Origin of the sequence: Sulfitobacter sp. TMED3 (genome assembly GCF_002167505.1) — a bacterium.
Taxonomy (GTDB): domain Bacteria; phylum Pseudomonadota; class Alphaproteobacteria; order Rhodobacterales; family Rhodobacteraceae; genus Sulfitobacter; species Sulfitobacter pontiacus.
Genome location: NZ_NHBI01000040.1, coordinates 34,238 through 49,301 on the forward strand (window position 1 = coordinate 34,238; position 15,064 = coordinate 49,301).

At 60.5% G+C, this 15,064-nt stretch carries 13 protein-coding genes and 1 tRNA gene; 7 read left to right on the plus strand and 7 right to left on the minus strand.

The features are described from left to right. Positions 1-61 precede the first annotated feature (61 nt). The 5 genes from CBB63_RS11260 to CBB63_RS11290 all read left to right on the plus strand — a co-directional run bounded on the left by CBB63_RS11260 (position 62) and on the right by CBB63_RS11290 (position 6,279). Complete coding sequence (locus CBB63_RS11260) at positions 62-1,252, plus strand: ABC transporter substrate-binding protein (protein ID WP_286699207.1); 1,191 nt, start codon at positions 62-64, stop codon at positions 1,250-1,252. 90 nt (positions 1,253-1,342) lie between these two features. Continuing rightward, positions 1,343-2,122, plus strand: a complete 780-nt coding sequence (locus CBB63_RS11265; RefSeq protein WP_286699208.1) for an ABC transporter ATP-binding protein — start codon at positions 1,343-1,345, stop codon at positions 2,120-2,122. 574 nt (positions 2,123-2,696) lie between these two features. After that, complete coding sequence (locus tag CBB63_RS11275) at positions 2,697-3,518, plus strand: ABC transporter ATP-binding protein (RefSeq protein ID WP_286699210.1); 822 nt, start codon at positions 2,697-2,699, stop codon at positions 3,516-3,518. A gap of 449 nt (positions 3,519-3,967) precedes the next feature. Continuing rightward, a complete protein-coding gene (locus CBB63_RS11285; RefSeq protein ID WP_286699212.1) occupies positions 3,968-4,978 on the plus strand; it encodes a branched-chain amino acid ABC transporter permease in 1,011 nt (336 codons plus the stop codon). Then, the gene (locus CBB63_RS11290) at positions 4,975-6,279 is read left to right on the plus strand and encodes a branched-chain amino acid ABC transporter permease (RefSeq protein WP_286699213.1); all 1,305 of its coding nucleotides are present in this window, start codon (positions 4,975-4,977) and stop codon (positions 6,277-6,279) included. Before CBB63_RS11285 ends, CBB63_RS11290 begins: the two co-directional genes overlap by 4 nt. Before the next feature lie 71 nt (positions 6,280-6,350). Here CBB63_RS11290 and CBB63_RS11295 read toward each other — a convergent pair whose 3' ends face one another. After that, positions 6,351-7,901: a helicase HerA-like domain-containing protein gene (locus tag CBB63_RS11295; RefSeq protein ID WP_286699214.1), complete on the minus strand. Its 1,551-nt coding sequence runs from the start codon at positions 7,899-7,901 to the stop codon at positions 6,351-6,353. A gap of 748 nt (positions 7,902-8,649) precedes the next feature. Here CBB63_RS11295 and CBB63_RS16415 point away from each other — a divergent pair. After that, on the plus strand, positions 8,650-9,063 hold the full coding sequence (locus CBB63_RS16415) for an invasion associated locus B family protein (protein ID WP_502695906.1): 414 nt from the start codon (positions 8,650-8,652) through the stop codon (positions 9,061-9,063). A gap of 87 nt (positions 9,064-9,150) precedes the next feature. On the opposite strand, the gene CBB63_RS11305 is transcribed toward CBB63_RS16415, so the two are convergent. The 4 genes from CBB63_RS11305 to CBB63_RS11320 all read right to left on the minus strand — a co-directional run bounded on the left by CBB63_RS11305 (position 9,151) and on the right by CBB63_RS11320 (position 13,409). Beyond that, the gene (locus CBB63_RS11305; protein WP_286699216.1) at positions 9,151-10,359 is read right to left on the minus strand and encodes a beta-ketoacyl-[acyl-carrier-protein] synthase family protein; all 1,209 of its coding nucleotides are present in this window, start codon (positions 10,357-10,359) and stop codon (positions 9,151-9,153) included. Between the two features lie 3 nt (positions 10,360-10,362). Further along, entirely contained in the window at positions 10,363-10,620 is a 258-nt protein-coding gene (locus CBB63_RS11310) for an acyl carrier protein (RefSeq protein WP_286699217.1), read from the minus strand. 35 nt (positions 10,621-10,655) lie between these two features. After that, entirely contained in the window at positions 10,656-11,753 is a 1,098-nt protein-coding gene (lpxD, locus tag CBB63_RS11315) for a UDP-3-O-(3-hydroxymyristoyl)glucosamine N-acyltransferase (RefSeq protein ID WP_286699218.1), read from the minus strand. Positions 11,754-11,780: 27 nt separating this feature from the next. Continuing rightward, the gene (locus tag CBB63_RS11320) at positions 11,781-13,409 is read right to left on the minus strand and encodes a L,D-transpeptidase family protein (protein WP_502695905.1); all 1,629 of its coding nucleotides are present in this window, start codon (positions 13,407-13,409) and stop codon (positions 11,781-11,783) included. Positions 13,410-13,722: 313 nt separating this feature from the next. Here CBB63_RS11320 and mepK point away from each other — a divergent pair, with 313 nt between their 5' ends. After that, on the plus strand, positions 13,723-14,292 hold the full coding sequence (mepK, locus tag CBB63_RS11325) for a peptidoglycan L,D-endopeptidase MepK (RefSeq protein ID WP_037944325.1): 570 nt from the start codon (positions 13,723-13,725) through the stop codon (positions 14,290-14,292). 82 nt (positions 14,293-14,374) lie between these two features. Here mepK and CBB63_RS11330 read toward each other — a convergent pair whose 3' ends face one another. Together CBB63_RS11330 and CBB63_RS11335 are read right to left on the minus strand one after the other, a co-directional pair. Next, a complete protein-coding gene (locus CBB63_RS11330) occupies positions 14,375-14,830 on the minus strand; it encodes a YqaA family protein (protein WP_009824676.1) in 456 nt (151 codons plus the stop codon). A 65-nt stretch (positions 14,831-14,895) separates the two neighbouring features. Beyond that, positions 14,896-14,985, minus strand: a tRNA-Ser gene (locus tag CBB63_RS11335). Between the last annotated feature and the right edge of the window lie 79 nt (positions 14,986-15,064).

Consider the following 15,064-nt stretch of genomic DNA (forward strand, 5'->3'; position numbering starts at 1 on the left):
CTTTTCNAAAATCGCCGCATAGGCTCTGGCGCAGAACACCATGTTCAACAGGGAGAGAAACATGAAAAAGATGCTTATGGCCACAACGGCTGCAGCATTGCTGGCCACCAATGCCTATGCCGACGCGCATAGCAAGGACGTGAAGCTTGGCGTGATCTTTGGCTACACCGGCCCNATTGAATCGCTGACCGGCATCATGGCGGAAAGCGCNGAGCTCGCCATGNAAGAAGTCACCGACAGCGGCATGCTGATGGACGGGGCGACAGTCACCCCCTCGCGCGCGGACACGGGCTGCGTCGATAACGCGCTTGCGGTATCCAGTGCGGAACGCCTGATCGCCGAAGGGATCAACGGCATTGTGGGCGCGGCCTGCTCTGGCGTGAGCGGCGCGATCTTGCAGAACGCGGCACTGCCCAACGGCATGGTGATGATTTCGCCATCCTCCACATCCCCNGGCCTGAGCACGATGGAAGACGANGGNCTNTTCTTCCGCACNGCCCCCTCNGACGCCCGTCAGGGCGAGGTCATGGCAGAGGTGCTGATGGAAGAAGGTATCAAGGAAGTCGCGGTCACCTATACCAACAACGACTACGGCAAGGGTTTGGCGGACGCGTTCCAGCAGGCCTATGAAGCCGCGGGNGGGACAATCACCATCTCTGCCGCACATGAAGACGGCAAGGCCGATTACTCTGCCGAGGTTGGCGCGCTGGCCTCTGCCGGNGGCGACCGTCTGGTGGTTGCGGGCTACGTCGATCAGGGTGGATCGGGCGTTGTGCGTGCGGCGATTGATTCAGGCGCGTTCGACACGTTCCACTTCCCCGACGGGATGATCGCGGCGAACCTTGAAAACAACTTCGGCTCCGAGCTGGACGGCTCCACCGGCCAGCACCCCGGCACCGATAGCCCCGGCGCTGACAAATTCACCGCGCTGGTCGACGGTGCNTTCGANACCACATCGCCNTTCGCACCGGAAAGCTATGACGCAGCGGCGCTGCTGATGCTGGCGATGCAGGCCGCAGGGTCTTCCGATCCGCAGGTCTATAAGGATCAGGTCATGTCGGTTGCGAACGCCCCCGGCGAAAAGATCTATCCGGGTGAGCTGGCCAAAGCGCTGCAAATCCTCAAGGACGGCGGCGAAGTCGANTATGAAGGCGCAACCGCGGTTGAACTGATCGGCCCCGGTGAATCCGCTGGCAGCTACCGTCAGATCAAGATCGAAGACGGCAAGATCACGACGGTTCAATACCGCTAACATCACATNACGTGACAGAAAACAGCCCGGTGCATTGCGACCGGGCTGTTTTTGCAACGGGGCTTCGGCACCGCACGGGGAGACTACAAAATGATCGTCGTAGACGACATCCATAAACATTTCGGCGGGTTCCANGCCGTGGACGGGGCCAATNTGACCATTGGCAAAGGCACGATCACCGGTTTGATCGGCCCGAACGGTGCTGGCAAAACGACGCTNTTCAACGTGATCGCGGGGGTGCTGAAACCGACCTCGGGGCGNGTGACGATGGACGGCGAGGATATNACCGGCCTGCCCCCCCATACGCTGTTTCACAAAGGGCTGCTGCGGACCTTCCAGATCGCGCATGAATTCTCGTCGATGACCTGCCGCGAGAACCTGATGATGGTGCCCGGCGATCANGCGGGCGAGACGCTGTGGAACACGTGGTTCGGGCGCAAGCGCATCGCCGATCAGGAACGCGCCTTGCGCGCCAAAGCGGACGAAGTGCTTGAGTTTCTGACGGTGGAACATCTGGCCGAGCAGAAAGCGGGTCAGATCTCCGGCGGTCAGAAAAAGCTGCTGGAACTGGGGCGCACCATGATGGTCGACGCCAAGATCGTGTTCCTTGACGAGGTCGGGGCCGGTGTGAACCGCACGCTGCTCAATACCATCGGTGACGCGATCATCCGNCTGAACAAGGAACGCGGCTATACCTTTGTCGTGATCGAACACGACATGGATTTNATCGGCCGNCTGTGTGATCCGGTGATCTGTATGGCCGAGGGCAAGGTTCTCGCTCAAGGCACCCTGCCNGAGATCAAGGCCAACGAACAGGTGATCGAGGCNTATCTNGGCACCGGGCTCAAGAACAAGGCCGTGNCTGCATGANACGGATGNCCACCGCATTGACGCTCTGCGCGGGATTTGCCCTGCCGCAGGCCGCTGCGGCCTGTGCGCAGCTGTCGGCGCAGGTCTGGATGTGCGATCGGGGCACCCCGTGGGAAGAAGCAACCTGGGACACGGTCGGCGACGGCTCCACCCGCTATCTGGGCGAGGTGATCCTGAACTTCACCCAAGAATGGCCCGGGTACGACATNGCCGACGGCACCTCGACGCTGGAAGAGCAATACGAGACCTATAGCGCCTGGATCGCGGCGGATGGCGGCCCTGCCCCNGANGTGCTGAAGGTCGACCGGATCGACACCCCGATGGGCACGACCCTGCGCCACCTGCAATATGACGAGATCGAAGGCGACCGCACCATGAGNGCGGTCATGTTGTCGGATGTCGGATCAGCGCGGATTATGCTGTATCTCGATACCACCGACACAATGCCTTTGGATGAAATGGACAAGATGTCCTTTGAGGTGGCCATGATGCTGCGCGACACATGTGCGGATGAGATATCCTGCGCCGCGCCCATCCCTGCGGCNGCCCTGGACACCGAATGAAAGAGACTGACATGAGCAACCCATACGGCGACCGGGGCAATAAGGACCTGTCGATCGCGAACCCCAAAGGGCAAGGCACCGCGCAGCCGGTCAAACGGGGCGGCAAAAGCCACCCCGCGCCGGGGGGCCCCTTCCTGATCGGCGACACGATGACGGGCGGTTATGGCAAGGGCCCCGATATCCTGCACGGCTGCACCATCGCCGTCGAAAAGGGTGAGATCGCCGTCATCGTCGGCCCCAATGGCGCGGGCAAGTCCACGGCGATGAAGGCGGTCTTTGGCATGCTCGACGTGCGCCANGGCCATGTNCGGCTGGACGGCGAAGACATCACNTNGCTGTCGCCNCANGACCGTGTGGCCAAGGGCATGGGGTTCGTGCCGCAGACCTCGAACATCTTTACCTCGATGACGGTGGAAGAAAACCTCGAGATGGGGGCGTTCATCCGCCGCGATGATTTCCGTGATACGATGGCGCAGGTCTATGACCTTTTTCCGATCCTCAAGGAAAAGCGCTATCAGGCCGCGGGCGAGCTGTCGGGCGGGCAACGCCAGCAGGTCGCTGTGGGCCGCGCGCTGATGACCCAGCCGAAGGTGCTGATGCTGGACGAACCCACCGCTGGCGTGTCCCCCATTGTGATGGACGAACTGTTCGACCGCATCATCGAGGTCGCGCGGACCGGTATCCCGATCCTGATGGTGGAACAAAACGCCCGCCAAGCGCTGGAGATTGCGGATAAGGGCTATGTTCTGGTGCAAGGGGCCAATGCCTTTACCGGCACNGGCAAAGAGCTTTTGGAAGACCCCGAAGTTCGCAAATCCTTTCTGGGGGGTTAAGCGATGCGATGGACCCTTCCGATGGCCCTATTGGCAACCACGGCGCCAGCCTTGGCGCAGGACAGCGTTGCCACGACCGCTGCAACAGCCCCGNCNGCCGCAGCCGCNACGGCCCCCGCAGAGCCGTTCCAGCAGACGATTGCGATCGCCTGCCGCTTTACGTGGGAATGTGTGGANAACGANCCCTGCACCGANACAGAGTTCACCCCCGACATCACCGGCAACGCAGGCGGAGCCTCTGCCGATGCGCTGACGGTTCAATCACAAATGGTCAGCGACGCCGAAACCGTCGACATGACCGGCACGAAACAGGTCAAGGCGCTGTCCCTGACGGGGGGTGGGTTTGATGCCCGCCACCTGCTGAGCATCGCCACCGACGGGGCCTCCCGTTATACCGTGCATTACGCTGATGGGCCGATTGTCATCAGCTATCTAGGGACATGCAAATAATGGATTTACTCAACGCTTTCATCGCCTTGGCCAACTATGTACTGGTTCCGGGCATCGCCTACGGGTCGCAGCTGGCGCTTGGTGCGCTTGGGGTGACGCTGGTCTATGGCATCTTGCGGTTCTCGAACTTTGCCCATGGCGACACGATGGCGCTTGGCGCGATGTCCGCCGTGCTGATCACCTGGGGTTTCCAGTCGCTGGGGCTGAGCCTGGGGGTCCTGCCAACCGCACTGCTGGCGCTGCCCTTTGCGATCATCATCACCATCGGGCTGCTGCTTGGCACGGACAAGCTGGTCTATAGCTTCTACCGCGAAAAGAAAGCCAAGCCGGTGATCTTTGTCATCGTCTCGTTGGGGGTGACATTCGTCTATAACGGCATCACCCGCTTTATCATCGGCGCAGAGGATCAACGGTTTCTGGATGGTGAACGCTTCATCATCTCGGCCCGCGATTTCAAAGAGATGACGGGGCTTGAGGAAGGTCTGGCGATCAAAACTACCCAAGGGCTGACCGTGGTGACGGCTGTCATCGTGGTTGCCGCATTGTTCTGGTTCCTGAACAAGACACGCTCGGGCAAATCCATGCGCGCCTACTCTGACAACGAGGATCTGGCGCTGCTGTCGGGTATCAATCCTGAACGCGTGGTCATGATCACCTGGATCATTGTGGCCTGNCTGGCGACNACCGCAGGCGTGCTTTACGGGTTGGANAAGTCCTTTAAACCNTTCACCTATTTCCAACTGCTGCTNCCGATCTTTGCCGCCGCGATCGTGGGCGGTCTTGGCAGCCCGATCGGGGCCATCGCGGGGGGCTTTGTTATCGCATTCTCCGAGGTGACGATCACCTACGCGTGGAAAAAGGTCTTTGGCTACCTCGCACCCGAGGGGATGGCCCCCGACGGCTTGGTGCAGCTTTTGTCCACCGACTATAAATTCGCCGTCAGCTTCGTGATCTTGTTGATCGTGCTGCTGTTCAAACCCACAGGTCTGTTCAAGGGGCAATCGGTATGAACGAGACACTGAAAAACACCGCTCTTTTCGCCATTGTCGCGCTGCTGATCGTACTNACCGGACTGGCGCAAAGCTGGAACGCGGCGCTGCTGATCATNGCGATGGGGCTGATCTCCAGCATCATGGCNCTTGGCGTGAACCTGCAATGGGGCTTTGCGGGGCTGTTCAANGTGGGCATCATNGGGTTTGTCGCCCTTGGCGGTCTGGCCGCTGTGCTGATCGGCATGCCCCCCACGCAAGGCGCATGGTCCGCGGGGGGCTGGGGGATCCTCACCGCCCTGCTGATGGGGGCCGCGACGATCATTCTGGCGGTTCAGGTGATGAAACGCATGGCCAAGGGATGGCTGCGCACGCTGGTNGTTCTGGTGGTNCTGGTGGCNGGGTTCTTTATCTTCCGCGCCCTGCTCGACCCGTCNGTAAGCGCGGTCGAGGCCGTGAACCCCGCGACCACCGGCTATCTTGGCGGGCTTGGCCTGCCGGTGATCATNGCCTGGCCCGTNGGCGGGCTGTTTGCAGCCGGAGCGGCCTGGCTGATCGGGAAAACCGCGCTTGGGCTGCGGTCTGATTACCTNGCGATCGCGACCCTGGGCATCGCCGAGATCATCATCGCCGTGCTCAAGAACGAAGACTGGCTGTCGCGGGGCGTCAAGAATGTCATCGGTATCCCGCGCCCCGTCCCCTATGAGATCGACCTGCAAAATAACGCGGGCTTTGTCGAACAGGCGGCCGGCTTNGGGCTGAACCCGGTAGAGGCATCGACGCTTTGGGTGAAATTCCTGTATGTGTGTCTGTTCGCCGTGGTGCTCTTGGTGCTGATGTGGCTAAGCCAGCGGGCGCTGAATTCGCCCTGGGGCCGCATGCTGCGCGCNATCCGCGACAACGAGGTCGCGGCCGAAGCCATGGGCAAGGACGTGACCGCACGGCACTTGCAGGTGTTCATCCTCGGCTCTGCCATCTGCGGGATTGCCGGCGCGATGATGACCACGCTGGACAGCCAGTTGACGCCCGGATCCTACCAGCCGCTGCGCTTCACCTTCCTGATCTGGGTCATGGTGATCGTTGGCGGGTCCGGCAACAATCTGGGGGCCGTGCTGGGGGGCTTTNTGATGTGGTACCTTTGGGTGATGGTTGAACCCATGGGGCTGTGGCTGATGCAATTGNTCACCGCGGGCATGTCCGACGGCTATTGGCTGAAAGACCACCTGATNGAATCCGCNGCNCATATGCGGNTGATGACGATGGGGGCGGTCTTGCTGCTGGTATTGCGGTTCAGCCCGCGCGGGTTGATCCCNGAGAAGTAAAAGAAAAGGCCTTATCCCTTGCGGGATAAGGCCNGCCTTCGGCGAGGATTTANNNCCATTTGGAAGCGCGTTCAGCGTCCTTTGAANAACCCGCCCAAGATTCCGCGCACGATGCGCCGGCCGGTTGTGCCTTTCAACTCCTTGATCACGACACTCGCGATGGCACCGCCAAAGCTGTCGTCGNTTTTGGTCGTGCGTTTCGAGGTNGAGCGCGTGACCCGTTTGCCNGCATAGCGNCGCGCTGCGTTGAATTCGCGCAAGGCGGGGGATGTGTCTTCGGCCTCGGCTTGTTCCTCGGCCTGTGCTGCCTCTTTCGCGGCGTCTTCNGCGCGTTTGGCCAGCATNTCGAACGCGGAGGCGCGATCAAGGCGGGTNTCGTATTTCCCNGCCATCGGGCTTTGCGCCATCAGGGCGGCGCGGGTGGCCGGATCGATCGGACCAAGCTGCGAGGATGGTGGCCGGATCAGGGTGCGTTCCACAATGCCGGGGATCCCTTTTTTCTGCAGCATGGAGGTCACCGCCTCGCCCACGCCCACATCGCGGATCGCGTCTTCGGTTTCNAAACGCGGGTTCTCGCGGTAGGTTTCGGCGGCAAGGCGCAGCGCCTTGCGATCACGCGCGGTGAAGGCGCGCAAGGCGTGNTGGATGCGGTTGCCCAATTGGCCAAGGATATCTTCGGGCACGTCTGCGGGGTTCTGTGTGATGAAATACACGCCCACGCCCTTGGAGCGGATCAGCCGCGCCACCTGTTCAACCTTGTCGACCAGCGCTTTGGGGGCGTCGTCAAACAGCAGATGTGCCTCGTCGAAGAAGAACACCAGTTTGGGTTTATCGGGGTCGCCGACCTCGGGCAGTTCCTCGAAGAGTTCTGACAGCAACCACAGCAGGAAGGTCGCGTAGAGCTTGGGCGAGTGCATCAGCTGGTCGGCTGCGAGGATATTGATAAAGCCACGCCCGTCCGTGTCTGTGCGCATCAGGTCGGTGAGCGCCAGCGCAGGTTCTCCGAAGAGATCAGCCGCGCCTTGGTTTTCCAGCACCAGCAAGCGCCGCTGGATCGCNCCGACCGANGCCGACGACACATTGCCGTAGCGCAGCGCCAGGGNTGAAGCGTTTTCCCCGATCCAGACCAGCAGCGCCTGCAGATCCTTGAGNTCCAGCAGCGGAAGCCCGTCTTCGTCAGCAACGCGGAACGCGATGTTNAGGATACCTTCNTGGGCCTCNGTCAGATCGAGAAGCTGCGCCAGCAGCAAGGGCCCCATTTCCGAGATTGTCGTCCGCACCGGATGCCCCTGTTTGCCGAACATATCCCAGAAGGTGACCGGAAAGGCGCTGTAGTCGAAATCGTCAAAGCCGATGGTTTGGGCGCGCTCTGAAAAAGGGGTGTGCAGCTTGTGGCTGGCAGAGCCTGCCTGCGCCAGCCCTGACAGATCGCCTTTGACGTCGGACAGAAACACCGGAACCCCTGCGGCGGAAAACCCTTCGGCCAGGATTTGCAGCGTGACGGTTTTGCCTGTGCCTGTGGCCCCCGCGACCAATCCATGGCGGTTGGCATAGCCGATGTTAAGAAACTGTTTCGTCGCGTAGTCTTCGCCACCGCCGCCGATAAAGATATCATTTGTCACGTATTTAATTCCTTTTGGGCCAATAACCTGCAGCCAAAGTGCAGAGCGAGCNTACAAACTTAACCTTTTCACACCATAGTGATTTTGTCGCCGGTCGTGATGTCCTTTTCGTGCTGGCGGCACTTCCTCCCTGTCAGACTTGGCCGCGCCTTCGGGTGCGGCCCTTTTTACGTTTGAGGTCCGTTTTACGCGCTTGAAACCGCTGTGATATTTTATGTTGACGGTGCCCGAATGCTTTCGTAACGTGCTTTCAATAAGTCGGCCAAGTCCGATGGGGAGAACGAAGAACAGGGAAAAGGACGCATCGCGTCCTTTTTTCTATTTCAGCCCCCCGCGCCCGGCCTCTCCCCCGTGAAAACCTGATTAAATAGGCAATATTTTGCCTTAAATCACGATGGTTTCAGCGCTATCGTCCTGACATTGGCATTGGCGCATGGTAGATGGCGTCGAATTTAACTGATTTGGAACGAGCATGAAAAAGTATATCACACTTCTCCCACTCTGCGCGGCGATGGCTCTGACTATGCCCGTTTCCGGTTACGCACAGACTGCAGCCACGGAAACACCCGCAGCAACAGACGCCCCGGAAACGGCGCAGCCGACCGCTGAAGCGGCACCCGCGACGGAAGAAAACACCACCACAGGCAGCAGCACCGACGTNCAGTCGCAGCTGAGCCTTGGTGANGATGCCGACGGGGAGCCGACCCTGGGCAAGCCCTACACCAAAGAGGTGATCGGTGCCTGGGAGATGCGCTGCATCAAGACCGAAGAAGAGNTCGACCCNTGCCAGATGTACCAGCTGATGGATGATGGCCAAGGCGCGCCTGTCGCCGAATTCTCGCTGTTCCGCCTGCCAGCGGGCGGTAAGGCGACAGCCGGTGCCACTGTGGTTGTNCCNTTGGAAACGGCCCTGCCCTCGCAGCTGACGCTGACCGTCGATGGTGGCAAAGCGCGCCGCTATCCTTTCGCTTTCTGTAACCCCGTTGGTTGCTACGTCCGCATGGGCCTGACCGAAGCCGATGTCGCCGCGTTCAAACGCGGGAAAGAGGCCGTGATCACCATCGTGCCCGCGCTGGCNCCTGACCAGAAGGTCGAACTGTCGCTGTCGCTGGACGGGTTCACCGCAAGCTTCGACAAATCCTCGGTTGTTGAAGACCGGTAAGCAAATGNTTGGCCCTCGGGCCGTTGAGACNACAAAGCCGCCCCGTTTGACGTGGGCGGCTTTTTTNATGGGCGGTGACCGCAGCCGTCANATCGCGCGCAGCGCCAGTACCGCGTTCATGCCGCCAAAGGCAAAGGCGTTGGACAGCGCNACCGTGACCCGCGCATCGCGGGCCACATTGGGCACCACATCCAAGGCGCAGTCGGGGTCTGGTTCTTCGTAGCCGATGGTGGGGGCGATCACNCCNTCGCGCAGGGCCATGATGCAGGCCAAAAGCTCTACCGCGCCGGTGCCGCCGATCAGATGCCCATGCATCGATTTGGTCGAGCTGATCATCAGCCTGTCTGCATGGGTGCCGAACACATCCGCCACCGCCGCACATTCGGTTTTNTCATTGGCTGCCGTNCCCGTGCCATGGGCGTTGATATAGCCCACCTCNTCCGGNTTGATCCGGGCGTCGTCCAACGCGCCTTTNATCGCNCGNGCGGCNCCCGCCTTGGACGGCATCACAATGTCCGACGCGTCAGAGGACATGGCAAAGCCCGATACTTCGCACAGGATATCAGCCCCGCGGGCGCGGGCGTGGTCATANTCCTCGAACACGAAAATGCCTGCGCCTTCGCCCTGCACCATNCCATTGCGATTGGCCGAGAACGGGCGGCAGGCGTCGCGNGACATCACGCGCAGCCCTTCCCACGCCTTGACCCCGCCAAAGCACATCATCGATTCAGATCCGCCTGTGACCATCGCCGGNGCCATCCCGCTNCGGATCATCGAAAACGCCTGCGCCATCGCGTGGTTCGAGGACGCGCAGGCGGTGGAAACGGTGAAGGATGGCCCCTTGAGGTGATGCTCCATGCTCACATGGCTGGCGGCGGCGTTGTTCATCAGGCGCGGCACCACAAAGGGATGCACGCGGTTCTTCCCTTCGGCATAGACCGCACGGTAGTTATCGTCCCATGTGCTGACCCCGCCGCCCGCCGTGCCAAGCACCACGCCGGATTTNGCCGAGAGCTCTCCNTTGAACTCAAGCCCTGATTGGCGGATCGCNTCNGCCGCGGCGGCAAGNGTGAACTGGGTGAACCGGTCATANAGCGCGATCTTCTGGCGGTTATACTGGCTTTCGCCGTCAAACCCNTGGACCTGACCNCCNATCTTGATCGACAGCCGGTCCACGTCGCGGAAATCAAGCGGCCCGATTCCACACACNCCGTTGCGCATGGCCGCAAGCGTNTCGGGCACGTTCAANCCNAGCGGATTGACCGTGCCCGCNCCCGTAATCACGACACGTTTCACGCGTCAGGCCTGCTCGGCGCGCAGCCGTTCCACCCCTGCGACAATGCTGGCCACGCTNGANATATCGAACCCCGTGGCATCCGGCTGGTTCGCGTTGAACGGCACCGATACGTCGAATGTCTCTTCNATCGCGAAGATGCTTTCGACNATGCCCATGCTGTCGATGCCAAGGCTTTCGAGCGTGCTGTTCATGGTGACATCCGATGGCGTCAGAAACGCTTGATCGGCGATAATGCTGATGACCTGATCTTTGATGTTCATCCTAAGTCTCCGTCAGAACGGGCCATGNNTCGGCCCTAGCTTGTCTCACTGTCTTTGGAGGTGCCCATCTGGGATTTTAACGCCGCCACATCGCGAAGCAAGCGCGGCAAACGGCGCAGCGCTTTGTAGCCTTCGATCTGCTTGCCCATTTCCGTCGCGGGATACCCCAGCAANGACCGGCCCGCGGGCGCGTTGGACAAGATCTTGGTGCCGCCGCCCGCGATCACCCCGTCGCCGATNGTGATATTGTCGCTGACGCCCACCTGCCCCCCCAGCACGACGTTGTCGCCGATGGTCACGGAACCGGCGATACCGACCTGCCCGCACAGCAGACAGTTTTTGCCGACCACAACGTTATGCCCCAGATGCACGAGGTTATCGAGCTTGCTGCCGTCGCCAATCACGGTGTTGCGAATGGTGCCGCTGTCAACCGTGCAGTTCATACCGCATTCCACGTCGTTCCCGATNGTCACACTTCCAAGGGTGTGAATACGGGTCCATTGTTGCGCTTTTGTGTCGCCNCGATCACCAAGGGTCTTGCGNGTCTGTTCCACCGTGCTGGGNTCAGCCGTCACGAACGAAAACCCGTCGCCGCCGATCCGCGCGCCCGGTTGCGCGATGAAATCATCGCCGATGCGCACCCGCGCGCCGATGCTGACNTGATCGCGCAGATAGGCGTTCTTACCCAGAACCGCGTCTGTNCCAATGTAGCACTGCGGCCCGATGACAGAGCCAGCGCCGATTTTCGCGCCCGCCGCCACAATCGCCAATGGNCCGACANAGACGTCCTCGGCCAGTTCGGCNGTCTCATCAATAACGGCAGAGGGGTGGATGCCAGCCCCGAACCCCTGCCCCGGATCCATCATGCGGGTCAGTCCCGACATGGCAAAGCGCGGACGGTCCGGCAGGATGGCGGCCTTCAACCCCATCTCTTGCCAATCGGCATCGGGCCAGAGCATGGCCGCGCGGGCCGATCCGTCAGACAGCGATTGTGCGTATTTGGGGCTCATGGCGAGCGCGAGATCGTCGGGGCCTGCGTCTGCCGGCTCTGCCAGTTTGGCAATCGAAATGGAGGTATCGCCGACCGCTGGCAAGCCAAGCGCGTCGGCGATCTGTTGGATGGTGTAGGTCATGTGCGGTCTCCCCTTGTCAGGGACGAGTTAACCCTGAACCGCGCCCAANGCCACCCCCGCCTTGCTCAGCGCATCCCAGATACGGCNATCGCGACCATAGATNTCGGCGCGATACTGCGTATGGCCGCGCGGCGTGGTGAAGGCGGTGCGGTAGATGATGTGGACCGGCACTTCGGTATCCAGATGGACGAAAGTCTCGCGNCCTGTGGCCAGTTGCCGTTTGAAATAGGCGACAGGATCAGCNGCTTGCGGGGCCAGCAGCGTATAGGCGAAATCAAANGGATCGGCGAGCCGCACGCAGCCGTGGCTAAAGGCACGAACGTCGCGGTCAAACAGGCTCTTGGAGGGCGTGTCGTGCAGGTAGATGTTGTATTTGTTGGGGAAAATGAACTTCACCAGCCCAAGCGCATTGGTCTGTCCCGGCTTTTGGCGCATGCCATAGGGGAAGGTGCGCGCTGTATAACGGCTAAAGTTCACNGACCCACGGCTGATGATCCGGCCACGATTATCGATCAGATCAATATGACCCGCGGCATTGGGGTTGCGCTGCATTGACGGCAGATATTCCTTGGTCACGATCGACCGCGGCACCGTCCACGTCGGGTTGATGACGATATATTCCATCACATCCGAGAATTCAGGCGTCAGNCGGTCCGATTGGTTCGCCCCCACGACCGAGCGTGTCTCGAAGGTGACCTGCCCGTTGTCGACGACGGACGCGGTGAAGGCGGGGATATTGACCAGCACGTGACGTGCGCCGCGTTCCTTGTTCANCCAGCGTTCACGCTCCATCGCGACGATGACGGATTGCAGCCGCGTCTCGACGCTCTTGTTGATCTCGGCCATGGTGCCNGAGCCGGCAACGCCGTCCTCATTCAGNCCGTGATCTTTTTGAAAGCTGCGCACCGCCTCTTGCAAAGTGGCGTCATAGGTCATCACGTTGGACCGTTTCAGATACCCCATCGACATCAACCGGTTGCGCAGCGCGACCACTTGCGTGCCTTGCGCCCCGGGCTTGAGCGAGGATGCAGGCACCGCGGGGCCCCAACCGCCTTGGGTCAGCAAATGCTCCATCCGCAGCTTTTCACGCATCAGGGCGTTATACTCCATCGTCCGCGGGCGCAGATTGCGCANGAACGGNGTGGGATCGGAGGANATGAAATCGGTGATATAGGTCTGACGGTCGCGGTATGGCACCTCGCGCACGATGGACGGATCAATGCGCGACGGCACCAGCACACCGGTTTGCAGATCACGGGCGTATTGCAGGAAAACGCGCGTCATCTCGACCTCNGCCAGCCCGCGATCCCGCGGGGTCTGCGCGTTTTTGAGCTTTTCCATCAGCCCTTGNGGGTCATAGCGNGCGACGGGTAGCCCGTGCAAATCAGCCGCGCGGATCGCNGACATAAGNGCGGCACGTCGGGCGCGCTGTGTCTCTGTCGCTTCGGTCCAGATCGGTGCATAGCCGTGGGTCCGGTAGTAGGCGGCGATATCCTCATCCCGCGCGGCGGCTTCGGCAACGGCCTGTTTGAACGCGGTCACCTGCGCAAAAGCGGGNTGCGGCGCGGTAAAGAGTGTCAGAGCNGTGGCAGCNGCCCCCAGAAAACCGGCCATGCGGCGAAATTTCCGCGATTGAATGCTTAAAATACGAGTCATTGATTCCCCCGAAATCGGTGAGCTTTGGATTTCCTAGATAGGCAGGGAACCCNATGCTCTTGTCCAATAACAATGCCCGTGAACTGAAAACTAAGGATAAATTGATGCTTATCGGCATCGCCCCTGTGGCAAAAATGAACAACCAACTAAGGGTTGCGCAAAAATTCGCCTAAATTTGTTGATGGATGGAACCTTTTCGATTCAGCACTTGGTTCAAGAATCGCGCTATGCCATAAATTGTTGCATCTGGGGATCGATGGAAAACTCCGTGTAACATCATGGAACCAAAGGCAGAAGACGGGACATACAATCAATGACTGGTAAGAGCACTTCGGGCATGACCCGGCGCTCCGTATTGGGCGCATTCGCAGCGACGGCCGTAGCAGCGGCACCGACCTTCGCAAACGCAGCAGGATTTTTGCGTGGGGCCGGCGATATTCGTCGCATCAAGATGTATTCCGGCCGGACNGGCGAACGCATCGACATGATCTATTGGATCGAAGGCAACTACATCAAAGATGCCGTATCCGAGCTGAACTATTTCATGCGTGACTGGCGTACCGATGGCGTCAAATCGATGGACCTGCGCACCGTGGACATCATGGCCGCGTCGCATAACCTTCTGGATGTGTCCGAGCCCTATATGCTTCTATCCGGCTACCGCAGCCCGCAGACCAACGCGATGCTGCGTTCCAGATCGCGCGGTGTGGCCAAGAACTCCCTCCATATGCGTGGTCAGGCGGCTGACCTGCGTCTGGCATCGCGTTCGGTGAACCAGATGGCACGTGCGGCGATTGCCTGTAACGGTGGCGGTGTTGGTCGCTATTCCGGCTCGAACTTCGTGCATATGGATTGCGGTCAGGTGCGTAACTGGGGCGGCTAAGCACCTCAGGACGACCACGGAAACAAAGCGCCCTCGGGCGCTTTTTTCGTTTCTAGACAACGCGCTATCCGATCTCTTTCGCTCAGCCTATCCACACGAGCGTCACCCAGGCCAGCACCCCATAGCGCAGCGCCTTGCCGATACCGACGATTGCGACGAAGGACCACAGCGGCTCTCTTAGCACCCCTGCGGTAACGGTCAGCGCATCGCCGACAACCGGAAACCAGCTGACCAGCAGCGACCAGCGGCCATAGCGCGCATACCACCGCTCGGCCCGCGCCATTTGCGACGGGGACGCAGGAAACCATCGCTTGTGCTGGAACCGCAGCACCGCGTGCCCCAGCCCCCAATTCACCACCGACCCCAAGACATTGCCCACCGTGGCAACCGCCAGCAACCCCAGAACCCCGTGCTGGCCGTGGATCATCAGCCCGACCAGCAACGCTTCGGATTGCATCGGTAGAATCGTCGCTGCAAGAAAGGCGACCGCGAAAAGGCTCAGGTAACCGGTCATCGACGCGCCCGAACCAACGGGCATCTGACGACCCGTTCGGGGCGTCGAAACCGATCACCGTAGAGGCGGAATATATCGTAAGGGGGGTATGGCGGACAGACAGGGATTCGAACCCTGGAGACGGTCTCCCGCCTACACACTTTCCAGGCGTGCGCCTTCGACCACTCGGCCACCTGTCCATCAACGGGGTTTAGCCCGACCACTGGGTGATTTGCAAGAGGCTTGTGCCACCATTAAAAAGCGACAAAGCCCAAGTCT

What these genes read in the sequence shown, in the direction of transcription:
- CBB63_RS11330 (WP_009824676.1), bottom strand. Translation starts at nt 14,830, where the DNA reads ATGCCCGTTGGTTCGGGCGCGTCGATGACCGGTTACCTGAGCCTTTTC.